Source organism: Lentisphaera marina, from assembly GCF_028745505.1.
GTDB classification, from domain to species: Bacteria; Verrucomicrobiota; Lentisphaeria; order Lentisphaerales; family Lentisphaeraceae; genus Lentisphaera; species Lentisphaera marina.
Window position 1 is genome coordinate 1,022,271 of record NZ_JAQZZL010000001.1, and the last position, 23,555, is coordinate 1,045,825.

20 protein-coding genes are annotated in these 23,555 nt (G+C 39.4%); 7 read left to right on the plus strand and 13 right to left on the minus strand.

What is annotated here, in order from left to right:
• Window positions 1-844: 844 nt before the first annotated feature.
• A complete protein-coding gene (locus PQO01_RS04140) occupies window positions 845-2,071 on the minus strand; it encodes an RsmB/NOP family class I SAM-dependent RNA methyltransferase (protein ID WP_274312782.1) in 1,227 nt (408 codons plus the stop codon).
• 52 nt (window positions 2,072-2,123) lie between these two features.
• Between PQO01_RS04140 and PQO01_RS04145 the strand changes: the two genes are divergently transcribed.
• The 3 genes from PQO01_RS04145 to PQO01_RS04155 all read left to right on the plus strand — a co-directional run bounded on the left by PQO01_RS04145 (window position 2,124) and on the right by PQO01_RS04155 (window position 8,765).
• Entirely contained in the window at window positions 2,124-3,890 is a 1,767-nt protein-coding gene (locus tag PQO01_RS04145; protein WP_274312783.1) for an FAD:protein FMN transferase, read from the plus strand.
• On the plus strand, window positions 3,890-6,661 hold the full coding sequence (locus tag PQO01_RS04150) for a M16 family metallopeptidase (RefSeq protein WP_274312784.1): 2,772 nt from the start codon (window positions 3,890-3,892) through the stop codon (window positions 6,659-6,661). Before PQO01_RS04145 ends, PQO01_RS04150 begins: the two co-directional genes overlap by 1 nt.
• 103 nt (window positions 6,662-6,764) lie before the next feature.
• Window positions 6,765-8,765, plus strand: coding sequence for a serine/threonine-protein kinase (locus PQO01_RS04155; RefSeq protein ID WP_274312785.1), 2,001 nt, complete (start codon window positions 6,765-6,767; stop codon window positions 8,763-8,765).
• On the opposite strand, the gene PQO01_RS04160 is transcribed toward PQO01_RS04155, so the two are convergent.
• Window positions 8,762-9,364, minus strand: a complete 603-nt coding sequence (locus PQO01_RS04160) for an RNA polymerase sigma factor (protein WP_274312786.1) — start codon at window positions 9,362-9,364, stop codon at window positions 8,762-8,764. The two genes, PQO01_RS04155 and PQO01_RS04160, sit on opposite strands and share 4 nt — an antisense overlap.
• 299 nt (window positions 9,365-9,663) lie before the next feature.
• On the opposite strand from PQO01_RS04160, the gene PQO01_RS04165 reads away from it, so the two are divergent.
• Window positions 9,664-9,819, plus strand: a complete 156-nt coding sequence (locus tag PQO01_RS04165) for a hypothetical protein (RefSeq protein WP_274312787.1) — start codon at window positions 9,664-9,666, stop codon at window positions 9,817-9,819.
• On the opposite strand, the gene PQO01_RS04170 is transcribed toward PQO01_RS04165, so the two are convergent.
• Window positions 9,813-11,282: an IS5 family transposase gene (locus tag PQO01_RS04170; protein WP_274312788.1), complete on the minus strand. Its 1,470-nt coding sequence runs from the start codon at window positions 11,280-11,282 to the stop codon at window positions 9,813-9,815. The genes PQO01_RS04165 and PQO01_RS04170 overlap by 7 nt on opposite strands.
• Window positions 11,283-11,414: 132 nt before the next feature.
• Between PQO01_RS04170 and PQO01_RS04175 the strand changes: the two genes are divergently transcribed.
• Window positions 11,415-12,158, plus strand: coding sequence for an archaemetzincin (locus PQO01_RS04175; protein ID WP_274312789.1), 744 nt, complete (start codon window positions 11,415-11,417; stop codon window positions 12,156-12,158).
• A gap of 6 nt (window positions 12,159-12,164) precedes the next feature.
• On the opposite strand, the gene PQO01_RS04180 is transcribed toward PQO01_RS04175, so the two are convergent.
• From PQO01_RS04180 to PQO01_RS04205, 6 genes are all read right to left on the minus strand, one after another.
• Window positions 12,165-12,764: an arylesterase gene (locus PQO01_RS04180; protein ID WP_274312790.1), complete on the minus strand. Its 600-nt coding sequence runs from the start codon at window positions 12,762-12,764 to the stop codon at window positions 12,165-12,167.
• 90 nt (window positions 12,765-12,854) lie between these two features.
• Complete coding sequence (locus tag PQO01_RS04185) at window positions 12,855-13,508, minus strand: hypothetical protein (RefSeq protein WP_274312791.1); 654 nt, start codon at window positions 13,506-13,508, stop codon at window positions 12,855-12,857.
• Complete coding sequence (locus tag PQO01_RS04190) at window positions 13,505-14,881, minus strand: sulfatase-like hydrolase/transferase (protein WP_274312792.1); 1,377 nt, start codon at window positions 14,879-14,881, stop codon at window positions 13,505-13,507. The genes PQO01_RS04185 and PQO01_RS04190 overlap by 4 nt, the downstream gene beginning before the upstream one ends.
• A 417-nt stretch (window positions 14,882-15,298) precedes the next feature.
• Window positions 15,299-16,051, minus strand: a complete 753-nt coding sequence (locus tag PQO01_RS04195; protein ID WP_274312793.1) for a type II secretion system protein — start codon at window positions 16,049-16,051, stop codon at window positions 15,299-15,301.
• Between the two features lie 63 nt (window positions 16,052-16,114).
• Entirely contained in the window at window positions 16,115-16,699 is a 585-nt protein-coding gene (locus PQO01_RS04200; RefSeq protein WP_274312794.1) for a hypothetical protein, read from the minus strand.
• 77 nt (window positions 16,700-16,776) lie between these two features.
• Entirely contained in the window at window positions 16,777-18,330 is a 1,554-nt protein-coding gene (locus PQO01_RS04205; protein ID WP_274312795.1) for a sulfatase family protein, read from the minus strand.
• Between the two features lie 137 nt (window positions 18,331-18,467).
• Here PQO01_RS04205 and PQO01_RS04210 point away from each other — a divergent pair, with 137 nt between their 5' ends.
• Window positions 18,468-19,064 carry an RNA polymerase sigma factor gene (locus PQO01_RS04210; protein WP_274312796.1) on the plus strand — a complete coding sequence of 199 codons (597 nt, stop codon included), beginning with the start codon at window positions 18,468-18,470 and terminating at the stop codon, window positions 19,062-19,064.
• Window positions 19,064-21,202, plus strand: coding sequence for a serine/threonine-protein kinase (locus PQO01_RS04215; RefSeq protein ID WP_274312797.1), 2,139 nt, complete (start codon window positions 19,064-19,066; stop codon window positions 21,200-21,202). Before PQO01_RS04210 ends, PQO01_RS04215 begins: the two co-directional genes overlap by 1 nt.
• A gap of 10 nt (window positions 21,203-21,212) precedes the next feature.
• Here PQO01_RS04215 and PQO01_RS04220 read toward each other — a convergent pair whose 3' ends face one another.
• The 4 genes from PQO01_RS04220 to PQO01_RS04235 all read right to left on the minus strand — a co-directional run bounded on the left by PQO01_RS04220 (window position 21,213) and on the right by PQO01_RS04235 (window position 23,547).
• Window positions 21,213-21,656 carry a hypothetical protein gene (locus PQO01_RS04220; protein WP_274312798.1) on the minus strand — a complete coding sequence of 148 codons (444 nt, stop codon included), beginning with the start codon at window positions 21,654-21,656 and terminating at the stop codon, window positions 21,213-21,215.
• The gene (locus tag PQO01_RS04225; protein WP_274312799.1) at window positions 21,653-21,775 is read right to left on the minus strand and encodes a hypothetical protein; all 123 of its coding nucleotides are present in this window, start codon (window positions 21,773-21,775) and stop codon (window positions 21,653-21,655) included. Before PQO01_RS04225 ends, PQO01_RS04220 begins: the two co-directional genes overlap by 4 nt.
• Window positions 21,776-21,892: 117 nt before the next feature.
• Window positions 21,893-22,273, minus strand: coding sequence for a hypothetical protein (locus tag PQO01_RS04230; RefSeq protein ID WP_274312800.1), 381 nt, complete (start codon window positions 22,271-22,273; stop codon window positions 21,893-21,895).
• Complete coding sequence (locus tag PQO01_RS04235; RefSeq protein WP_274312801.1) at window positions 22,273-23,547, minus strand: TolC family protein; 1,275 nt, start codon at window positions 23,545-23,547, stop codon at window positions 22,273-22,275. Before PQO01_RS04235 ends, PQO01_RS04230 begins: the two co-directional genes overlap by 1 nt.
• Between the last annotated feature and the right edge of the window lie 8 nt (window positions 23,548-23,555).

A 23,555-nucleotide genomic window follows, 5' to 3' on the forward strand; every position in this document is an offset into this window, starting at 1 on the left:
AAAGCTAAATTTGTCAGTTCTGATAAACTTAATGATTTAGAATAATCAGTTACGATTTCAGAAGTGCTCTGGGTGTTTGAGCCTACATGTGGGGATGTTGCATTGATAGTAAGACCAATGGAGGTGCAGGTCAAAAATATGTGAGTGAGTTTCATAAGTCATCTCTAATAAAGTTAATAATTCAAGGGATAATCACAGTTCGACTGTGAAAAAACACATTGAATGACTAACAGAGAAGAGATGAGTTAATGATAAATAAAGGCTTGGTTTTTGGATGTGTTACGGGATTAGGGGGGGCACGTTGGTGTCTACCAACGTTAATTGATTTTATAGTATCTAGCCTATTCTGAAAGGTGAAATCAATAGAAGAAAAGATATGTGTTTTTACAGGTGTATGGTGCTCAAAATTGCTACAGAAAGTATCATTAAAGTTTATTTTGATTTCATCGCAGCATAAATTATTTATTTCTGCAGCGACTCTTTTTGAGGGACTTTCACTGCAACAACTTTTAACTTGCTTTACCTCAGCGTCTACACAGCATGACTCAAAAATATGAATTGTATTTTGTTGTTTACAGTCATAGAAAGGTAACTTGTACAGCATAAACACTGTGATTGTTAGTGCAGCCAAGCTAATCTGTAAAAATTTAAGCATAATGTATCACATAGTTGTTTATTAGAATAAAATTCTATTTTTATCTTTTGTTAGTTCTAACTTATTAAAAACAGGTAAATTCTGACAGATGATTTGAATATTTATTGATAGGTAAACTCAGATAAAGCCTTGTACGGGCTTTTAGTTTTATATCTGCAGTGATTAATGTCTATCTGTTATGGATCTATACTACAGCTTGTTTTCTAGGGTGGCGGCGAAGGCACCATCGTGTTGGGCGCAGGGGTAGAGTTGTTTCGATTCGATGATTTCGAATTGGGGGTGTTGCTCGATAAAACTTTTGACCTGATTGATGTTTTCTTCGTCTTCAATGGAACAGGTTGAGTAACAGATACGGCCACCAGGTTTGAGCATTTTTGCGGATTGCGCAAGAATGTCGGATTGGAGTGCTACGAGTTCATTCAACTTTTTTGTGGTGAATGACCAGCGAGCATCGGGTTTGCGGCGCATGACACCGGTGTTAGAACAGGGGACGTCGAGCAAGATGGCATCAAACTTTTGTTCGAATTCGGAATTGCGGGCATCGAGGCATTGCACGGTGACGTTTGTTTGTTGTGCTAAATTTTCACGTAATTTTTCTAGACGTTTTTCAGATATATCCGAGGCAAAAACTTGCCCACTGCCTTCGAGTAATTGAGAAATCATTAAAGTTTTTCCTCCAGGCGCAGAGCAGAGGTCGGCAATGTTTTCGTTTTTTTGCGGATTCAGCAAAGTGATACACAGGCTTGTGGCAGGATCTTGAATGTAAAAGTTTTCTTGTGCTGTCTTGGAAATGAAATTTGCAGCATCATTTATTTTATAAAAAGTGAAGGGGGCATTCCAAGGTAAATCATCCAAAGGACTCAAAAACTCAGTGGACTCATAATTGATGAGGCGACAATTGAGCTCGGCTTCTTGGCTCAAAACCTGAGCAAATGCCTTGACTTGAATTGGGCTGAAGGATTTTTTCCAATGTTTTTCAAGCTCATCGCCTAAGTTTAGATCATTCTTTGCATCTTGTAGAAGAGTTTCTTTTTGGGTGATCAATTTGTGAAAAAAGGAATTGAGAAAATTGGCCTCATGTTTGGAAAGTATTTTTTTCGCAGTTTCAACTGCGGAATCCGCAAAGCCCTGTGGGGTGATTTTATCCATGTAGAGCATCGCCGCCATTGAAGGGAGAAGAAGGTGCATGACGCGACCACGCGGTCGTTTTGGACTTAGCTTTTTGATGATCTTTTCTAGGCTTTCTTTATTGCGAAAGACGCAAAGGCAGAGCTGACTCGCGCGTTTGAGTTCAAACTCGTTTTGTCCCTCTCGCCTTAAGCGGTTTAATTCGAGGTCAAAGTTCTGGGATTGAGTCCAGTTTTTTAAGAGTTGAGTTGCAAGGCGGAGAGTTTTTAATGTTTTATTGTCTTTCATAGAAAAGGGCTTAGGTTTGTGCTTATTATTTTAAACAAGTGAATAGGGTTTTGTGAAAAGTCAATTTATCGATTTCGGGCTCGACATTGTGGCGCGAACTTTTATGTACACAGTGCCATATGATGGCGCGAGTGTGGGAGTGTTTTTTGCTAAGCAAGCAAATGAGCAATTAACTTGGTTGGCAGGTGCAGCAGGCTTTCAGGCCTTATTTTTGTATTTATTTATTGTCTCTAAGAGACGTGAGTTTGTGAAACAGCAATGGGTCAATTTTGGACTCTTCTCAATTCCTGCAATCATATTGGTGTTTTTTGGCGCGGATTGGTTTTCACTTTTTGGCGCGAGAGAGCAGGGCTGGGCATGGTTAGGTGGAGCGGCTTTGCTCTTTATAGGCTTCCGACAACACTTAGATTTTATGCAAATCCCCAATACTTTGCGAGCCGCGCAAAAAGCTTCTCAAGAAATTGAGAAGCACAGCGGCTTGAGTTTAAGTCGAAAGGCTTTGGTCGCGAGCCTTTTATCATTACCCCTTTTAGGCTTAAATGGAATCACTTATGCAACGGGTATACTGGTATGTCTCTGTGTTTTTCGTGTCAATGCGCGTCGTGCGTGGTTGGCATCATTAATTATTTCAGCGCCAGTTTTATTCATGGAGCAGATTCGCACTAGCGGTGCTTTTTTTAATCAACAAGTCCCCGATTTTTTGCCCATTGTACTCGTTTATGTCTTCGGGACTATTCTGGCTTTTGTCGGTGCCATTCTCACTGAAAAAATATTGTTGGCAGGCAAAGAAAGGCAATTAGCTTTTGCGCAAATGATTCCTGCTATGATCGTTTTAGCCTACACCGCACATTTTCAGCAAAGGCATGTGTTCACGAGCATGTCGGTGATGGGGACGGAGGCAAAACTCATTGTTTGGGGTGATGAAGGGAAGGCGCAAAATACTCGTAATGAGATGTTGGAGATTTATGCCGAAATCAATGATTCCTTAAGTCTCTACCAAGATGATAGTGAAATAAGCTTGCTGAACAAATCCGCACACATCAAGCCAGTGAAATGTTCTGATCTACTCTGGGAAAACGTTGTTTTGGCCAAGCATATGTACGATTTAACTGAAGGGAACTTTGATGTTACTGTGGGGCCACTCATGCGCTTGTGGGGTTTTTACTCCAAAAAGGGTGAGGAACCTAGTGAAGAAGAAATTGAGGAAGTCTTAAAAATAACTGGTCTGGATAAAGTTGTTTTGGATCCAGAGGATAAGACTGTTTTCTTTAAAGTTCAGGGCATGGTTTTAGATTTTGGTGGGATTACCAAAGGCTATGCAGTCGATAAAGTCACAGCAATGCTTCAAGAGCGTGGTTATCAGCGTGGTTTAGTTGATTTAGGTGGTAATATTCGCGTTTTGGCGGAGTCACCACCAGATCGAGAAGGCTATCCCATGGGAATTCGCGATCCTCGCAATAAAGCTCAACAGATCACCCGTGTAGATATGTTAAATAATGCCATTGCGACAAGTGGTAATTATGAACGTTATGTGACTTATAAAGGTATTCGTTATCCTCATATTATTAACCCTAAAACGGGTCGACCTCAACTTGGAGTGGACTCCGTAAGCGTTATTTGTGAAGAAGCTGTCTATGCAGATGCACTTTCTACGGCATTTTTCCTTGGAGGAGAGCCATTATTGAATAAATTAAAAGGAACATTTGAAAACCTTTCTGTCTTGATGCTAGATTTTGATGATGAAGGGCAATTAAAACAATCAATTTTACGTGGACCTCAATTCGAGGGAAGCGCACTGAATTTAATAGGAGAAAAATAATGCGTTTGATTTTACTGATATCGCTTTTTATGGGCTTTGGTTTAGCGGCGAATGATAAACTACCCATGGATCAGAGTTTAGAGCTCGGGAAACTTAAGAATGGAATGAAGTATATTTTACGTGCTAATCCAAAACCTCCTGGTAAAGTATCCATTTATTTACACGTGAGCTCGGGCTCTTTGGATGAAGAAGATAATCAACTTGGTTTAGCTCACTTCTTGGAGCACATGGCCTTTAATGGCTCGGAGAATTTTGCTCCTGGTGAATTAATTAAATATTTTGAATCTATCGGTCTGACTTTTGGCATGCACCAAAATGCCTTCACCTCTTTCGATCAAACGACCTATTCACTCGATTTACCTTCTACTGATGAAGCGACAATGGATAAGGGGCTCTTGTGTATGTCTGACTTTGCCTACCGACTCACACTACCAAAGACTGAAATTGACCGTGAACGCGGTGTGATTCAAGAAGAAGAAGTTGCTCGCGATAGTTTGGGCTACAGAATGCTTAAAAAATCTTTACCAGAAATTTTGCCAAATTCTCGAATTGCGAATCGCTTACCAATTGGAGATATGGAGATTATAAAAACAGCTCCTAGACAACGCTTTGTCGAATTTTATAAGAAGTGGTATAAGCCCGATAACACAACTTTAATTATTGTTGGTGATGCCGATATGAAAATGGTTGAAGGTCTCATAAAAAAACATTTCTCAGCCTGGGAAGGGGAAGTCGGTACTCATGCGAAACCCGAGGTTAAATCATACAAAGAAGATCGCATTGTGGTTTTAACTGACCCGGAATTGACAACTTCTGAGTTAACACTTTATGGTATTGAGCCTGAAGTAGAAGTTCTTGAGACGGAAGCTGATTATTTTCGTAGCCTACAAGATTCAGTAATCTCATGGATGATGAATAAGCGTTTGGCTAAGCTCAAGCAAACAGGTGAAGCAGCATTCTTATCGGCAAGTATTGGACGTGGCGATTTATGGAATGCCGCAACGATGAATCACATTGGAATAGAAGCTAAAAATGAACGCTGGGAAGAAGCTGTCAAACAAGTTTTAACTGAATTGAAACGTCTTGAACAGCATGGCTTCGATGAAACCGAACTTATTAAAGCTCAGAAAGCACAGTTATCTGCCATTGAAAAAGCAGTGCAAACTTACGGAAATATGAGCAATGGGCAAATTATCAGAGCGATTAATAATGATGTGACTCAGGGAAGCTTATCGATGTCACCCATGCAGGAAAAAGTTTACTTAGAAAAATATCTAGATAAACTCAATCTCGTACAATTACATCAGATTTTCTTGAAAAACTATACGAAAGGTCATCGCCTAGCGATGGTACAAATGCCGAGTTCGGTAGACGTACCTTCAAAGGACAAGATTAAAAAATTACTTGATGAATTAGATCAAGTTGAAACTGAGAAAGGTGAGTTTGCAGCTATAAAAGAACGCTTATTAGAACAAGACCCTAAATCACATGAACCCATCAAAGAAACGGTAGAAGCCGATTTAGGTATTAGTGAATTCCACTTTGAAAATGGTTGTGTTTGCCGTCATCGACATATGGACTATGAAAAGGACCAAGTTTATGTGGAGCTCAATATCGCAGGTGGAGTGTTAGAAGAAAAAGAAAATGAATTAGGCTTAACTCGTATGGCGGGGACAGTCTTAAACCAAGCGAGCTCAAGTCATATGAGTTTTAGCGATATTCGCGATTGGCGCATCGGCAAGAAATTTAGTTTGTCTGCGACCGTGGAAACCACGCGTTTACATTTTTCATTAACGTCAACTAAAAAAGATCTACCTTATGCTTTGGAGATGCTTCACATGTATCTCAGTGACTACAAAATTGATGATAAGCTTTTTGAACAGGCTAGAGAAAAAGCTTTAGTATCACTCAAAGAATTACCTAAGAATTCTAGTGCGATGCTAAGTAAAGGACTCTATGAAAGTGTCTGGGATCACGAAAAACGTTTAAATAGCTTTTTTCGTGAAGACTTTCTGAATTCTGTTCAGCGTTCAGTTGTCGAAGCATGGATACAGAAAATTCTTTATAACAACCCAATAGAAATGAGTGTGGTTGGTGATATTAGCCTAGAAGAATCAAAAGCTTTAATTTCAAAATTCCAAGGATCATTAGCGAAGCGTAAAAACTTAAAAGATATATCTTTAGAAATTGGGCAACCCAAGGGTGATGTGTCAGTAAAGGTTCCCGTCAAAACGAAAGATCAAAAATGTCTAATTTTGAGTGGTTGGAATATTACGGATGTAAGCGATAAAGATGGCTTAGCTCTTTTCCTTGCAGGTAAGGTTGCTGCGACGCGTTTGTTTAAGGAGATTCGCGAAAAACGCAATCTAACTTATTCGATTTTTAGTACTTACGCACCTTCACGTCCTTTACGTCAAACGAGTAAATTTTATATCTATTTCACTGCGCAAGTCGATAAAGCAGAAGATGCTGCCAAGCAAGCACGTCAAGTGATTAAAGAACTCAGAGATAATGGAGTTAAAGATGAAGAGCTTGATAAAGTACGTAAACAGATCAAAAACATTTTGGATCAAGAACTCGTGAAACCTAGCTTTTGGGCGGGTAAATTGGGTTCTTTGGATATCGAAGGCGATAGCTTAACGCGCTATAAAACTTTACAAGAAGATTATGCAGCTGTGACGGCAGAGAAAATTCAGGAGTTGATGAAACATTGCTTCAAAGAAGAGAAGTCTTTTCAAGTGATCACAATTCCCGAGGGGGATGATCAATAATTCGATTAGAAACTGATCTAAATACATACGAGATAAAGCTTTTTGTCACTTCTTTTTCTTCTAAGACGTAATTATAATAGAAGAAAATAATGAGTAAGTACTTATGAGCGATGATAAAAATGAATCTGAAAAATTTGTGGAAAACATCCACGACTTAGGTCATTTTTTTGAAAAAGCTTTTGATGATACTGACTCACCAAGTCCACTCTTCGATAAGTTCATCGAAACAGAGCAACGTTACGAGTACTTAGAGAAACTAGATGAAGGCGGTTCAAAAACAATTCATTTAGTTTACGACGAACAAACCTACCGTCCCGTGGCGATGGCGCAGTTAAAAGATGGCGAAAATCGAGAAAAGTTCGACTCGTTTTTGAGTGAGGCTTTCCTGACGGCTTCTTTAGAGCACCCCAATATCATTCCTCTTTATGAAGCGGGCCTTGATGAAAGTAAACATCCTTATTTCACTATGAAGCTCGTAGAAGGACGGAACCTGAGTGACTTAATTCTAGATGCCAAACAAACTCAAAGTCAGGAATATAGTTTACAAAAACTCCTGGATATTTTTCTCAAAATTTGTGATGCGATTGCCTTTGCCCACTCAAGGCATGTCATTCACCTAGATCTCAAACCAGATAATATCCGTATAGGTACTTATGGTGAAGTTTTGGTCTGTGATTGGGGTATAGCGAAATTGATTGAGAAAGGGGATGAGACAAGTCATACTCAGAATAATTTGGATCCCAATATCATTAATGATCACACTTTGGATGGCGTGATTAAAGGTACCTTGGGTTTTATTGCACCGGAACAAATTGAATCTAATATTGGATCTAAATCTAGGCAGACAGATATTTATCAGTTGGGAGCTATTTTATATAATATGCTCTGTTTAGAGAAACCTATTGTCGCTGAGGATAGTAAGCAGTCCATACAAGCGACTCTTGCGGGCGATATCATAAATCCAAAAAAATACTCACATCAATACTTTCTGATCCCAGAGAGTTTGTCAGCAGTAGCTATGAAGGCTTTATCAACAGAGCCAAAAGATCGTTATGATAGCGTACATGATTTAATAAACGAGATTGTTCATTGGCGTGAAGGTTTTGCGACAGAGGCAGAAGATGCCAGCTTTATACGCGCTATTAGCTTGTTAGTGAAACGCCATAAAGCTGTATCTGGACTGATTAGTTTTTTGTTTATAATCACCGCTTTTTTAGTGTTTCAAATTAAAGAAAATGAACAGGAAGCGATTAAGAGTTCTAATCTCGCAGAATATAACGAGTCATTAGCTAAAGAGAGTGAAAGCCGTGCCTTAGAGGCTTTGGCGCTTTACAAGAAAGAAAAAGCCTTGGCAAAACAAGCAGGTATAGAAGCTTCACCTCGTTTGGTAGAAATGGGAGAAGTACATTTACATAAAGGCCACTTTAAGGAAGCTGAACGAGTGTTTAATAGAGCCCGTGATTTAAATGTTGATAATGAGATCGCCCTTTATTTTCAGGCTTTGACGCAATTTGTCAGGCAAGATTTTAAGCAGTTTTTGTATCTGATGAAAAAGAAAAAAAGAATAACACCAGACTCACGAGTCCTTATTAATCTAGCGCAGAAATATTCAAAGCTTCAAGGAATAAACAAGCGTTTAGGATTTAATGATTTAGTTAAGTTGATTAATGAAATACCATTTACTCGCCCAGCTTACTTACTCGCCCTAGATCATCATCAGAGCCATCCACCGCGAGATCAAAAACATACATTAATTAAATTAATTCTAGCAAAAACAAATCCACATGTTAAAAAATGGGAATATGAAATTGAAGATTTACCCTATGGGTACAACTTTGATTTTCGCAAAACTCCACAAATTAGAGACTTAACAGCTTTAAGAGGTTTACCGATTGGTAAGTTGAATTTGGATGCTTGTGAAGTTCATGATGGTAAAGAATTATCAATATTATTAGTTTCGGAATTGAGTATTCGTCATACCAAAATGAAAAAATTAGGTTTTATTTTAAATATGCCACCATTAAAAAAATTGATACTAGATAAGTCGGATCATAGGGGATGGAACTTTTCTAAATACCCTAGAGTTAAAGTAGAACGTCGTTAAGAGAGTTCTGTACTTAAGCGGCGTACTTCTTCACTTAATTTGGTTTGCATGCGCTTTTGATAAACGTAGACCGTATTGCGAGGTACATCCATTTCGCTGGAGATTTCCGTCGCACTCTTTCCCGACTCAAGAGCCAAGAAAACTTCCACCATTTTGTCTGATATTTTTGAACGCAAGTTTTCGAGAGCAAGATTGACAATATAATTCTTCCATTCTTTCTCAGCCATGGCCTCCATTTCATGTAAGCTATCTTCTTTGTAATAAATCCAATGCTCACTTTCAAAGGCTTTTTCCAAGGATTTCTCACGCCTTTGATTTTTCCGGAAGTAATCCATCGCGGTATTTCGCGTGACACGACAGAGCCAAGAACGAAAGCGTTTATTTTTATCGTAGTTAAAATCGGGGAGCTTTTTCCAGAGTTTAAGCAAGACTAATTGAATAATTTCTTTACTATCGTGATGATTGAAATTACAGCCCAGACAAACCATGTAGAGGTATTTTTCATAATAAAAAACAAACTCTTCCCATGATTGTTCATCATGTTGATCACATATCCTTTGTAGTAGTGTAAATCGCGTATTTAAACTGTCTTTACTCATCGTCGACCTAAGTTGTTTTATATAAACTACGTTCTTAAAACAGCTTTTTTTATCTTTTTATTACTTTTATCAGCTTTGAACAAGAAGTGCAAGCCACTAATACATTGGGACGTGGTGCGACCAAGGATATTAAATTGAGCTCTATTAGGAAGTGACTGAGGTCTGTTTGACTGAAGATCTTTCATGATGTTGACTCGAAAAACTAGATATAGTTTAGTAAAATCAAGTATTTCTTCTTGAGAGTAATCATAAAATATATTTTGCGGCGTTCATTGAGTATAGCTATTATGGAGGTGACGATGAAAATACTGATTATCTTTTTTTTGATTATAAATATTTGTGCTCAAGAAGACAAAGTTCTTTCAAAAGGAAAGCAACTTAGATCTGAACAATTACTGTCTTATTATGAAGAGCTCAAACCTTTGCATCAAGAACTCTTAACTAGGGCTTACTGAATTACTCGCCTTTTGAAATGCTCATTCTCGTTAATGAGACTTATAAAACAATAAACGTGCGCGAATAGCTGCTTATAATACTGGCCGAAAAGTGACAAAAAGGCTAAAGCCTTATCCAAGTTCATCACCATGAATACTAAAGCAATAAGTGTTTCGGATGAAGTCCTGGTTTTCGTAAAGATTCGATCGAGTTTATAGCGTCTTTTGGCTACACCAAAACAGCCCTCTACTTCATTTCTTATAGCTTCATCCTGGCGTTGTATTTCCTTTTGTTCTTCACGTAAAATCGCATCTTTGGGAGGTCTTCCAAGACTGGGTCCACTTATCCTTATTCCGTGTTTTTTACAATACGCTCGATTTTCTTTAGTTCGGTAGATTTTATCAGCATGTGCTGATTCGGGATAATAACCGAAACGCTCTTTATATTTTTCAACTTGTGAAATTAGTTCGGTTCCTTCATTATAAGAATCAAAACTAATCGTATCGACAAAGGTCCAGCCATCGACGACACTGATAGATATTTTAGCTCCGAACTCTGTATGAGCTCCAGCTTTCCCGCGAACAATGGGACGAATATGTGGTTGGTGAATACTTACAATGCGATCATCAACACTTGTTACTTTATTATCATACATGTATTGCTGTTGTTGATAAAGTGTCCCGATCACCAGTAGTTCGCGGTATAAACTAGGTTTCAATAGCCCCAGATCGGCATGCTTTTTGAGTTCATTTATACTAGCGAGGTTCCTCCTTACACAATGAAGTTGTCTATTAATCACTTCACGCCTTTTCTTTTTCGATACACGTTTTTTTAGGACAACACTTAAAAAGATTTTTCTGCCGTCTTCACGATAAGTCCGAGGCTTGACCTTATCTTCGGTATTAAAGCGATGACGCCAAAGAATATCGATGATTTCTTCAGTTTTTTCGCGGGCTTTGTTTAGTAAACCAAGATCTGTTGGATAGTGAATATCAGCAGGGACACAACTAGCGTCAACAATTAAAGCACCCTTATTTGACGGAGGATCATTGTCTGAATCCTTATCGGAGTCTTCTTCTTTTGGACGTGTAGTTTTATGTAATAAATCATCAATATCTTTAATATCCTGAGCTCCAAAACGCTTTCGAAAATGAGTCATCATACTCGGATCAAAAGGTGATTCCTGCTTATATCTTTCAAACCCCAAGAAATATTGAAGGTAGGGGTTTTCAGAAATCATTTCTACAGTTTCTTCATCAGTTAAACTCAGCTTTACTTGAATGATCAGGGAACCAAATGCAGTTCTTGCAGGTAGAGCTTTGGGCCCAGTATGGCTGGTGAAATTTAGTGCATAAATTTCTTCTACATCTTTCCATGGTATTGTTGCCGCTAGCTTGACCCAGCGATTATTGATATTGAGTGTTCCGTCTAGAAAATAAGGTAGATTGGCCATTTTGGGCTCTGTGCCCGTATTTTTATACATCTTATGCAAACCTAATGATTGTTTTGAGGGGTTTTGTTTGCATGTAATATAGCATAATTACCACTTATCTCATTGACTATAAGTAATATATGACTTAATAAGTGAGCCCTAACTATACGTGCAGGGGATTGGTTGGCTCAGCACGAGGAGTCGGGTCAAAGTGTAAAAGAGTACATACGGACGCGTCGAGTACGACCCAATGAGCTGAAGAAATATATTTATATTCAAAGAATTGGCAGCTTTAGTGATAAGCAAAGTGAAATTCTTGATAAGACCAAAAAGTACATGAGCCTATGTTTTGGCGTCGAGCTTAAAGAACTGAAAAAAGTTGAAGAGAAATCTATTCCTCAATCTGGGCAACGCATCCACCCGAGCTGGGGTGTAAAGCAGCTCTATACGAAATATTTATTGGCAAATGTACTCAAAAAACCCAAAGATGCCCTGTGCTTAATTGGATTTACGGCAAGGGATTTATACCCTGATCCCGATTGGAATTTTGTTTTTGGAATTGCTCGACCACGAGATAGTCTGGGCTTGTGGTCAATTTATCGCAATGGAGATCCTGCAGAAAGTGAAGCAGCATATCAAACATGCTTAAAAAGAACAATTCGGGTGGCCATCCACGAGGCAGGACACCTATTTAGCATTAAGCATTGTCTCGCGTATACTTGTGTGATGAATGGCAGTAATTCACTGGAGGAATCCGATCGTAAACCACTTCACTTTTGTCCTTCATGTCTTTATAAACTCTGTGGCAATTTAAAGATCAATCCACAAACGCGTTATGCGAAGCTCGCAAAATTTTGTGAAGAAAATAGTTTTAATATCGAGGCAGAATTTTTCAGGAAATTACACGAAGTAAAGAGCAAGAAATGAGCAAGATTAAAGACCTTTCTTGTAGACATTCCATACAAGTTCGCAAATGATTTTGTGTCCTGCTTGATTGGGGTGAATCCCGTCGGGGAGATTCATTTTTGCGTGACCCGCAACGCCTTCCAACAAGAAAGGAATGAGTTCAAGTTTATTTTTACTAGCGAGTGATGTATAGACCTTTTCAAAACTATCGGAATATTCTTGGCCCATATTAGGAGGAGTCTTCATCCCGGCAATAATAATGCGGATTTTGGGCTTGTGTTTTTTACAGTAATCAATTATTGCTTGCAGATTTTGTTCTAAGACCGTCGTGCTCAGGCCACGCAGACCATCATTGGCACCAAGTGCCAAGATTAAAACATCAACATCTTTTTTGAAGATCCATGGAAGCTTGCGAAGACCTCCCGCAGAGGTGCCTCCACTCGAGCCCGAGTTGACAATGATTCCAGGCTGATTTTCTTGTTTTAATTTTTCTTGAAAGAGTTTTGGCCAAGCCTCATCTTCTTGCACGCCATAACCTGCAGTTAAGCTATCGCCAAGGCAAATAATACGTGGTTCATCCCCAATCGCGGAAAGCGCAAAAAGAAAAAATATTCCGATATACTTCATTTGATTCCAATATTAGTTTTTTGGAATATAAGCCAAAGCTTTGGGATGACAACTAAATCATAAATCGAATAAGAAATCATTCAATGTGGTTTATTTAATTTCCCAAACTGAGATATGATCGAGTTGATAACCTGCACCAGAGATATCGATGTTGAAAGTATTGGCGCGTTCGTTCTTGAGTAGTGAATCGGTCACTTTGAGCTTATGACCGTTGATGGTGTACTCTGCGCTGTCGCCTTTGATCCAAGCTTTAACACTGTACCACTTGTCGAATTTGAGTTTGAAATCTGTAGTTTCAGAAATGACTTTTATTTTGGATTTATCACCCGTGAGGTGATTTTCTAGAACGAGAATTGATTTATCAGCAAGCATTGTGACGCGAATGCAGCGGTGTCCCATATCGAAATAGGCTCGTGCTTTACTTGCGGACTTCGCATCGGCAGGTTTATTGATGAGTACTTTAAATTCGCAGATGTAGTCTTTCGGTAAGTCTGGAAAATTGACTCGAGAAAAGTTACTCTTGGCCCATTTGCTTTGCTTGCCAGTTCCTTTGTAGGCAATCACAGGAGGAATGGCATGGAGTTTGCCACCTTCGACTTTGTACTGGGTTTCTTTGTTGAATTTGACGGACTGCTTTGTGACATCACTTGCTTTATCAAATTCTTTTGCGAAAAGGAGTTTTCCTTTTGCGGGCTCAGCAAGGAGTCCGCAAAGGAAGAAAAAATTTAATAAGGTATATTTCATTTTAGTGAAAAGCCTTTATTTGGAATGAGTTTAGGTGCATCAGTTTCTTCCACCCAATTATCGAGGACTTTTTTCAGTACTTGGGCTTTTTCAGGATTGGTAGAGCTGGTATCCTGGGTTTCTTTTTCGTCATTCTTAAGGTCGTACATCTCTACTTTGTCATATTCAGGGAAGTCAATTAGTTTGTGATCGCCTGAGTAGATCACGTGGCGCCAAGAATCACCCCAGATTTTACTACGCTTGTTGAAACGTGCGTACTTTGGGTAATAACAAAAGATATCGCGATCATCAAGCTTGTCGGTTTTTCCAGTTAAGAGAGGGAGTAGAGATACGCCATCGAGTTGCGGGGTTTCGCTTTTGCTAATGTCGCAAAGAGTGGGAAGGATATCTAATCCGCAGATGCGTTGATCTGAAACTGATCCGGCTTTGATTTTTGCGGGCCATTTGAAGATGTAGGGAACGCGCATGCCACCCTCGTAGACTTGGCCTTTTTTTTCGCGGAGGCCGGCATTGAGGTTGCCGTGATAGGAGCCGTTGTCGGAAGTGAGGATTACGAGCGTATTTTCTTCGATGCCGAGTTCTTTAACTTTATCATTAATTTTGCCCACACAATCATCAAGAAGTTTACTCATAGCTGCGATAACGTGAAGTTCCTTGCCGGCTTTTTTGTCTTTGGGAATATCTTTAAGTTTTTCTTTGAAATGAGCGATATAATCAGCACGACAGTCCATGGGGCCGTGCACGAGAAAGAAAGGGAGGAAGAGAAAGAAAGGCTGATCTTCTTTAACTGATTTATCCATGAATTCGATAGCTTTATCAGTGAAATACTCTGTAGAACTGACATCGTCAGGACATTCTACTGGAGGAATAGCCGTAAATTTATAGTGTGCACCAGAACTGACAATGGCATCATCAAAGCCAAAAGCTTTAGGGTGAGATTCGGGCTTGTTTGAGTTGGAAACATGCCATTTGCCGTAGGAAGCCGTTGCGTAGCCCGCATTTTTCATGGCGCGACCAATATTGAATTCCTCAGCTTTGAGTTCTTTGCATTCTGGAACTTGCCAACGGATGAGCTCTTCGCTACCTTTGTGCTGATTGGAAACACGAAAAACCTGGGTACGAGAACCATAGAGTCCACTAATGATGGCACCGCGACTAGGCTTACAGGTGGGGTAATTAGAGATGCCCTTGGTGAAATTCATGCCTTCGGCAATGAGCTGATCCATGTGAGGAGTTTCTAGGTAATCAGTTCCATTGGCTCGTATGCCACCGAAGCCCATATCATCCACAAGAATAAAAATGACATTTGGTTTTGCGCTCGACCCAAAAGAGATAATAGAAAGAGTGAGTAAAGTAAATAAAAATTTAATCATATGTAGTCCTTATAGTTTTGCTTAGACTAACTGCTACAGATATTAGTTAATTGACAGTGTTAAGTAAAAAAGTTTTAATTTGTGCTGTTAACCTTAACTATAGAATGTGTGTTTTATGTTCTAATATCTGTCTTTAAAATGATTTCTTGTAACAAACAATGCTTTTTGCCGTCTATTAATTGTGACAGAAGGCATTTTTTTTATGAAAAATGATTTTCTGTAACAAAAATTACTTATAGGCGTTAATTAATTCATACAGCAGGTGTTCTATAGTTAAGAACTTAAAATTTTTCATAAATATCAGATCTCTGTAGCTGAGACAATTCTTTGATGTCTACTGTGGTAGATGTCGCAACCACACAAAGTATTGAATCAAGATAAAACCCCAGCGGAGGTCTGATATTTATGGGGAACTTTTTATGGAGTATAAGTTGGGATACCACCATTGCTATTGCCCAAGTTATTTGCAGGAAGAGACATAAGCCCTATCATATATTGATTATAGAAAGCGCCTTCAGGAATCCATTTAATTGATTCAACGTGACCATCCATAAAGGCATAATTTGAGGCCGTTCTACCATGTTTGAATTTGGTGCCATCGCCAGAAGTTTGAGTAATGTAACGATTGTCAAAATCAGGTCGAAAGATATTCCTACCTCTGTTGGCATTGCCATCCCAGTGGTAGATATCACTTAAAAGAATTTCTTGAGAGGGATTGTCAACTATAGTAGCTTTGTAGCCAAGCCAGGATTTATCTGGACCACCACCAGAAATACCATAATCAATACTGTACTGATTTTTATCATCAGTAGTATTTTCTTCTAAAGTGGAGGGGCATCCCCACCATACTTCCGCACCGCCTCGTTCCCAGAATTTAGACCATTGATCTTCATCTATACCGATCTTGCCCCCAAGATAGGTGTCTACACCAATGTTCCAATCAGTATTGTTGAATCTTCCAGAATCGATGAAAGTATGGGCAATGTAACCCTTGTAATCGTCGCGAAACATGGCCATCGCGGTATTAACTTGACGAATGCCATTCATGCAGCTCGCTTGCTTAGCAGTTTCACGAGCTGACTTCAAAGCAGGAAGTAAGAGCGAGGCGAGAATACCAATGATGGCAACCACCACGAGTAATTCTATGAGGGTGAATTTAGCTTTCTTCATGTTAATTTCCTAATTTCATTTACTCGTGTAACTGCCGTGGAATCAAGGATTTGACAGAGAAAATTATATTTCTTTGTCTTTTTTGGATTTCTTTTTCGTGGTTGGTGCGGCTTTGTCACTTTTTGTGAGTGAGAGATTTTTGATTTTAAAATCGCCAGTGAATCCACCAAGGAAAAAGCGCAAAGAGCGTTGACGGTCGACTGAGCGTTTTCTTTCTTCAACAGTAAAGATAAAGCTTTGAGTTTCGAAATCAGCAGGGAATTCCGCAATGACTTCTTTGAGGCCGAGGTTCTCATTCTTCTGTTTTTCAGAACTCTTTTTCTTCTTGCTTTTGTTCTCATCACCATAGGCGCCGTAGCATAGAGTGATGGCACCCTCACCTGTGGCACTCAGATCAAATTTGAATTCATATGTTTGTCCAACTTGAAGGTCAACGGGGGTGAGTAAAGAAAGGTATTGACTTGAGGAAGAAAAATTCGGAGCAATATGAAAAACGCCTTTTTTGTAGGACTCCACGACTTTTTTATATTCGGCCCGTTTGCTGACTTTCCAGTTGTCTTTTGGCTTTTTAAATTCGGGATCTTTAAGGAGGTTGTCGGCAAAAGATACAGAGCTTAAGAGAAGAAGTAAAGATAATAAATATTTCATGGTTTTTCCTTAGTTTATAGGTTCATAGAGTTTGAGTTATTGAAGCGTTATTATTGAAAGTGTAAGTAAGAATTAAGTTATTGTATTTCCTTGATCCATTCGATTTGTTTCCAAGTTTCGGGGCCTTCGTTGCTTTGGGTTGCTCCGGGAGTACTGCGGCCTTCGCGAATTACTTGGGCAAAGACTTTTTTGAGTTCTTGAGCTTTTTCAGGATTAGTTTTGATGAGGTTATTTTCTTCTTTGATATCATCAGCAAGATTGATCAGAGCTGTTTTATTGGGGGTATTCAGATAAGAAAGCTTCCAATCGCCAAGGCGAATAGCTAGGTCACCGGGGAAGCTTTGATGAATGAGGATGCGTTCCTTGGCTTTGGGAGCTTCACCTTTGAGTTCCGCGAGTATGGATACACTATCTTCAGCGGTATTGTCGGCAATCTCTTCGCTTAGCAGTTCAGCACAGGTGGCGTAAAGATCATTGAGCGAAACTGTGGAATCGCATTGTGAGTTTGCAGGAATTGCTTTTGGCCATGAAGCAATGAATGGGACACGATGTCCACCTTCGAGGGTTCTGCCTTTGGCACCGGAATAAATGTAATGGGGATTATGCTGATATTTATCAACGATATCTTGAGGTATGGCTTTGAGTGAAGCACCATTATCAGCAGTAAAGATGATTAATGTATTTTCAAACAGTCCCTTCTCTTTAAGAGCTTTGATGACTTCGCCTACGCTCCAGTCGACTTCGAGGACAAAATCTCCGTAAGAACCAGCACCACTTTTACCACGCCATCTTTCGCTAGGCGTTACAGGCGTATGTGGGGCAGTAAGGGGCATATAAAGAAAGAAAGCTTGATCAGTTGATTGATCTTTGATGTACTCAACGGCGCCTTCGGTAATGAGTGGCATGGCATCAGTAGCTTTCATCCCTTCTTGCATGAGTCCTTTGCGCCAAGCAGCTTTAGGGTATTTCTTCATGATGTCATTGAGCTCTTTGCCCGTGAGTCCATTGGCTTTGGCATCTAGGTATTCTTGAGGACGTGGGTAGTGTTCAGTCTTTGGATTTGTAGGAATGAGATTTTGACTACTAATCATGCGATTTTTCATAAAAGCATAAGGTGCCATATCCCAAGAAGCTGCTGGGCCATACCAATAATCGAAACCAAGATCTAGGGGGCCATGTGTGATGGGTTTAGAGAAATCGACGTCTTGTTCAGATTCGATTGTGGATTTCCCTGGTTTGGGAGTCCAGTCGAGGCCGAGATGCCATTTTCCGATCATGGCAGTTTTATAACCATTGCGCTTAAGAAGCGAGGCTACGGTATCGCGTTCTTTGGGAATGAGGCAGGGAGAGTAGGCGTCAAGAACACGTTCTTTAAGTTTAGTCCTCCAAGCGTGGCGACCAGTCAAGAGTGAATAACGAGTTGGCGTACAGACTGAAGAGCCAGAATGAGCATCATTAAAAACACGCCCTTCATTGGCAAGTGAATCGAGTGCGGGAGTTTTGATTTTGGAATGAGAGTTGAGTACACTTACATCCCCGACACCCATATCATCGGCTAAGATATAGACAATGTTTGGTGACTGTGCTTGAATTAGTATGGGTAAGCTAAGTAGGGCTAAAAGTAATTTCATAAATCATTTCCGTTTGTTTTTAAGTCTAACTGTCAACAAAAGCGTTATGTTGACAATAGAATTATAAAGTTTTTCATTTTTCTTTTTAAGCTTGGAAAGCTTTATTAGGAAAAGCAGATCGAATAGGACGCGATATAATGAGTGATTTTCATCCCACTAGGCAAACCTTGATAGCAAAAATCAGGAATCAGCACGACGAAGGCGCTTGGGGTGATTTTGTGGATTTTTATCGTCCCTATATTTACACAGTAGTGACACGTATGGGCCTCAATCATGAAGTCGCGGAAGATACAGTCCAAAAAGTTATCATGACTCTGTGGAAAAAATTACCTGATTTTGAATACATGCCGGACAAATGCAAGTTTCGTACTTGGATGAACAATGTAACTCGTAAAGAAGTTTTGAATGTCTTTCGAACTGACGGCAGGTATCAGAGGCGTATCGAAAAAGCTTCTACAATGGAAGAATGGAAGCCAGATGACTCGATGCCAGATATTTATAGTATTGCCGATTCGGAATGGAAGTTACACGTGTCAAAATTGGCATGGGAAAAAGTAAAGAGTGAATTTTCGGGCAAAGCGATGGAATGTTTTACTTTATTTAGCCAAGGTAAAACGGTAGAAGAAGTTTGTAATGAGCTCGATTTGAAAGTCAATAGTGCCTATGTTTTACGTAGCCGTGTGGGCGACAAGTTAGCCAAAGAGATACGCAGGCTTGATCAGGAGTTGAGTTGATGCCTAAGGGTGATTTGCCCGATGACTTTCTTATGGGGTTTTATGATAAATCTATAGAAGATACCCCAAGTCCTATTAATGAATCGGAACTCATTCAGTCGATTCAGCATATTAATGAGCGCTACCTTACAAAAGTAGAGATTGGTCAAGGTGGGATGAAATTGATTGATTCCTGTGAAGATAGTGTGGCGGGAAGGCGAGTGGCTAAAGCTCGCATGAAAAACTGTCATTCAGCAGCTGATATAGACAACTTTATCCGCGAAGCTCGGCTTACAGCAATGCTGGAACACTCAAATATTGTGCCTCTCTATGATATAGGTGTCGGAGATGATGGCTTACCTTATTTTACAATGAAACAACTGGGGGGGCAGAACCTACAGGAGATCTTAGTTGAGTGCCAGAAGGGAGAAGTACCAGACGATTTTTCATTGACTAAACGTTTAGATATATTTTTAAAAGTTTGCGATGCTATTTCATATGCGCATTCAAGAGGGATTGTTCACTTAGACATAAAACCAGCTAATATTCAGATTAGTGAGTTTGGCGAGGTTTTAGTTTGTGATTGGGGCTTAGCGCGTGAACTTGACCGTAGTGGACGTTGTGAAACACTAGAATTGAGAAAGGAAGATTACGAGACTTTACCCGAGGTGCCAGTTTCCTTGGATCAATCCATAAAGGGAACACCGGGTTTTATGGCTCCCGAACAAATCAATAGTTCAAAATTTGGTAAGCGAACGAGTCAAACAGATGTTTATAACCTCGGTGCCGTCCTGTATGCTTTACTGGTATTAGAGTCTCCATTTGCAGGGGACTCTGTTAAAGATGCGATTCTTCACACGATGACAGGAGAATTGAAATCGACGATTGAATTGAAACCGGAGTTGCGGATTCCGCAAGCACTCGACGCTGTCGTGATGAAAGCCATGTCAGTTGAAAAAATTAATCGTTATGAAAATGCGGATGATTTAGCAGAGGATATTCGCTCATGGTTAGGTGGTTTTGCGACTTCCGCAGAAGAGGCGGGTTTTATACGTAATATGGCCTTAGTCTTTAAGCGGCATAAAATGGGAACTTTATATGCCACTATCTTTTTGGCCCTTTCATTCATAGTACTTGCGGTGGCTTTTCAGAGGATTAATAAAGAAAAAGAAAGAGCTCTAGGATCAGAAGCACTGGAAAAAGAAGCGCGTCAATATGCGGAGAATTCTGAAAAGACATTATCTCGTACAGTAGATGATTTAGAGGAGGAGAAAAAGCAACGTGAGCTGATCTCTATTAAAGCGGCGGAGAATTTTTATTCCACAGCTTTAAACGCTATTCGTAATGAGCAGTATACCAAAGCTTTGACGATGATTCATGACATTCTAGCCCTTAATCCAGATAATCAAAAAGCTTTGATTGAGCGATCGCGATTGATGATTGGGCAGCTTCGTTTTCATGAGGCTTATATAAATCTTGAGAAAGTGAAAGATCAAAAATTAGTCAAACCCTTAGTTGATTTATCTAAGAAATATCGAGTTCTCAAAGAGCGGGAAGGGAATTTAACTATAGATCAAATCTTTGAGCTTCAAGGTGAAATTAAGCAGATTTCAATAGACTTAAACTGGCACATGCAAGGCATGATTAAGCAATGGCTTTCTAAGCATTATCCACTAGAAAAGAGGCTTGAGTTTGCTCGTAGAGTTATTTCTGGAAATGGAAGGCATAAGTTTGAACTTAGAAAAGTAGATGAATTATACGATCTAGATATTAGTGATCATCCAGGTTTAGCCGACATTTCTGTTCTAACTAATCTTCCCTTAAGGAGTTTGAATATGAGTGGGACATCTGTCCGAGATTTGAGTCCCTTGAAAGATATGGCCTTAGAGCTTTTAAATGTACAACAAACATTCGTTTCAGAGCTAGGGGCTTTACAGAAAATGAAGCTTATAGAAATTGATTTGCGGAATTCACATGTGACAAAAATTAGTTCTTTAAATTTTAGCCGAATGAAGCGGATATATTTAAATGAATTTGTCTTAAATTTGACGCCACTATTCAAAGCAACAAGTTTAGAAGAAATTTACTTACCAAAATCGTATCAGAATAAAAAGCATTTACGTCGTCTACCAAAGACGGTAAAAGTCATTCCTTATTGATTATTATAGCTTAGGGAAGTCGCTCGATTTTTATCACGGGGTAAATGGGGTATGAGCTATGATTTTTTGTCACATAGTCATGATTCCAATTTAAGATGACTTTATCCCCTTTTTTTATATTTGAAGGTAGGGGATATATACCTTCGAGAGGCTTTTTATTAAAGTCGGTGAGTTGGACTTGGAATTGCTTTTGTCTGTCACCATATTTACCATTTTTTTGAAATTTGCGGTATTCTAAGATAGTGAAGCTAGCGATCTCTCCAGATTTACCACATTTGTCAGGACAATCACTTGTGCGACCCATGCATTTTTTATATCGAAGACCATCAAAACGAGCAATGGTTTCATGGATTGCTAAGGTTTCGTGCTTCTGATAGGCTTCGGGGGCTTTATTGGAATAACATGAAGTGAATAAAAAAAAGGAAAGAACTACGCTTGGTAGTAATTTCCTCATTTCCTTCTCTTCCGTGGGCTTTTAACCGGAACGGGTATGGGACGAACTTGTGCTTCTGGTGCCTTGGGGATTTTGCTTAAAATAGCAATGGCAATCAGAGCAATAATAAAACTAGTCATTTGATTTCCCGTTATTAATTGTAGTACACGCTAAGGTAATACGAATCTTCGGGGAATTCAAAAAAAATGGGCAGTTAGATTTAAAGAATCTTAATGTTTTTTTAATTTTAGCTTGGGCTATTCATAAACTTCGTGACATTTGTCACAAGATTTCTTGACTTCAGACCATTTCTTAAACTGTTCCTCTCTTTTTAAACTAGGAAGTTGTGCGATGAAATCATCGATATACTGAGCTGTTCTTTGAGCTTCGTCACGGAAAAATTTATCGGGATGCTGAATAGCAATTAAAGCATGACTTTCTTCTTGTAAGATGCTTAATTGTTGGAGCCAGTCATCTTGTATGAGATGATTAGACTTTTGCATGCGATTAAGAAGCCATGTGGGTTCATCCATGTTTTCCATGATTTCGTCAATTTCAACTGATTTATAGTCGTAATTGGGCTCAGAGCTGGTGCAGCTCAAGAATATGGCGCTAGAAATTAAGAGGCGTATTTTCATTATTGCTTGAGATATAAAAGGTTTTCACGAAGTACTTGCATCTTATAAATGATTGAAAGTAAACGATAACGAGATTCCACTAACTGTAGATTAACATCGCTGACTTGCAAGAGTGTTAACAAGCCGGCGCGGTACTGTTCGCGTGCAATTTTATAATTTTCTTCAGCGAAAGCTAGAGCTTGCTTCTCATTGTAAATTTGTTCTGCCAAGCTTTCCCACTGGCTCTCGAGTTGGAGGTATATGCGTGTGCGTTCACGAATTTCTGCTTTTACGGAAAAATCATTGGCAATAATGTTTTTTGATTCAAATAATTGGCGTGAGCTTCTTTGCTTACCATCTAGTATTGCCCAATTTAAAGTGACTCCCACGAGCCAGCCATCTTCTAAGTCATCTGTATCTGGGCCTGTCACACCTGCACTTGCGAGGCCGTAGAGTTCTGGAGCATATTCGGACTTTACCTGTTCAATTTTAGTACGAGAAACATTGGAGTCAGCTTCTAGGGTAGCAATTTCGAGACTCTTATCTAGCATTCTTTTTACCTCTACTAGAAGTTTCTCAACATGTTTTGGGGGAGATAGGGTTTCAATAGATTTGATTTTGGAATGAACTTTGCCAATTGAAGAAGCAAACTCGAACATACTTTCGTTTAAACGTGACTCTTGTGAACGGGTGGTATTGAGGGCTTGCATTTTGCTGACTTTCGTTTGTAGAACATCTACACGACTTAGGGTTCCCGCTTCAAAAAGGCTTTCGGTATCTTGCTCCTCTTCTTCACTCAGTTTAAGACGTTCTTTGGCGACTTCGAGACCCGCTTGTTCAAAAATATACGACCAATAATCGACTCGAGCTTTAAAGCTGAGGTCACGAATCATCATAGCATTTTGTAAGCGGCTTAACTTCACTTCTGCTAAGCCTTCTTCGAGAGCCCATTTTTTGCGACCAAAACCATAGAGGTATTGACTAATGCTGAGTGAGCTATTTAAGCGTTCATCTTCATTATTTTCAAAGCCAAAAGCAAGGGGCTCACTACTATCAAAAAGATTTTCATAGCCTGCGCTGACATCGCCTTGGGTTTTAAAGCGTGAGACTCGTAGATCTTTGTTGGCTTCAGTTTGTTGAATACGTATTTCGCTGTTGCGGATTTCGCTAAGGTTTTTGACGACAAGAGCCCGAATATCATCTAATTTGACTTGCATGGGCTCGGCCTCAGCTTTTTCCTGTGCATAGCTAAAGCTAAGCATCAAAAAGTATATTGTCATAAGCTGCGTTTTCATATTATCTC

What these genes read in the sequence shown, in the direction of transcription:
- PQO01_RS04140 (WP_274312782.1), bottom strand. Translation starts at nt 2,071, where the DNA reads ATGAAAGACAATAAAACATTAAAAACTCTCCGCCTTGCAACTCAACTC.
- PQO01_RS04150 (WP_274312784.1), top strand. Translation starts at nt 3,890, where the DNA reads ATGCGTTTGATTTTACTGATATCGCTTTTTATGGGCTTTGGTTTAGCG.
- PQO01_RS04155 (WP_274312785.1), top strand. Translation starts at nt 6,765, where the DNA reads ATGAGCGATGATAAAAATGAATCTGAAAAATTTGTGGAAAACATCCAC.
- PQO01_RS04160 (WP_274312786.1), bottom strand. Translation starts at nt 9,364, where the DNA reads ATGAGTAAAGACAGTTTAAATACGCGATTTACACTACTACAAAGGATA.
- PQO01_RS04165 (WP_274312787.1), top strand. Translation starts at nt 9,664, where the DNA reads ATGAAAATACTGATTATCTTTTTTTTGATTATAAATATTTGTGCTCAA.
- PQO01_RS04170 (WP_274312788.1), bottom strand. Translation starts at nt 11,282, where the DNA reads ATGTATAAAAATACGGGCACAGAGCCCAAAATGGCCAATCTACCTTAT.
- PQO01_RS04180 (WP_274312790.1), bottom strand. Translation starts at nt 12,764, where the DNA reads ATGAAGTATATCGGAATATTTTTTCTTTTTGCGCTTTCCGCGATTGGG.
- PQO01_RS04185 (WP_274312791.1), bottom strand. Translation starts at nt 13,508, where the DNA reads ATGAAATATACCTTATTAAATTTTTTCTTCCTTTGCGGACTCCTTGCT.
- PQO01_RS04190 (WP_274312792.1), bottom strand. Translation starts at nt 14,881, where the DNA reads ATGATTAAATTTTTATTTACTTTACTCACTCTTTCTATTATCTCTTTT.
- PQO01_RS04195 (WP_274312793.1), bottom strand. Translation starts at nt 16,051, where the DNA reads ATGAAGAAAGCTAAATTCACCCTCATAGAATTACTCGTGGTGGTTGCC.
- PQO01_RS04200 (WP_274312794.1), bottom strand. Translation starts at nt 16,699, where the DNA reads ATGAAATATTTATTATCTTTACTTCTTCTCTTAAGCTCTGTATCTTTT.
- PQO01_RS04205 (WP_274312795.1), bottom strand. Translation starts at nt 18,330, where the DNA reads ATGAAATTACTTTTAGCCCTACTTAGCTTACCCATACTAATTCAAGCA.
- PQO01_RS04210 (WP_274312796.1), top strand. Translation starts at nt 18,468, where the DNA reads ATGAGTGATTTTCATCCCACTAGGCAAACCTTGATAGCAAAAATCAGG.
- PQO01_RS04215 (WP_274312797.1), top strand. Translation starts at nt 19,064, where the DNA reads ATGCCTAAGGGTGATTTGCCCGATGACTTTCTTATGGGGTTTTATGAT.
- PQO01_RS04220 (WP_274312798.1), bottom strand. Translation starts at nt 21,656, where the DNA reads ATGAGGAAATTACTACCAAGCGTAGTTCTTTCCTTTTTTTTATTCACT.
- PQO01_RS04225 (WP_274312799.1), bottom strand. Translation starts at nt 21,775, where the DNA reads ATGACTAGTTTTATTATTGCTCTGATTGCCATTGCTATTTTAAGCAAA.
- PQO01_RS04230 (WP_274312800.1), bottom strand. Translation starts at nt 22,273, where the DNA reads ATGAAAATACGCCTCTTAATTTCTAGCGCCATATTCTTGAGCTGCACC.
- PQO01_RS04235 (WP_274312801.1), bottom strand. Translation starts at nt 23,547, where the DNA reads ATGAAAACGCAGCTTATGACAATATACTTTTTGATGCTTAGCTTTAGC.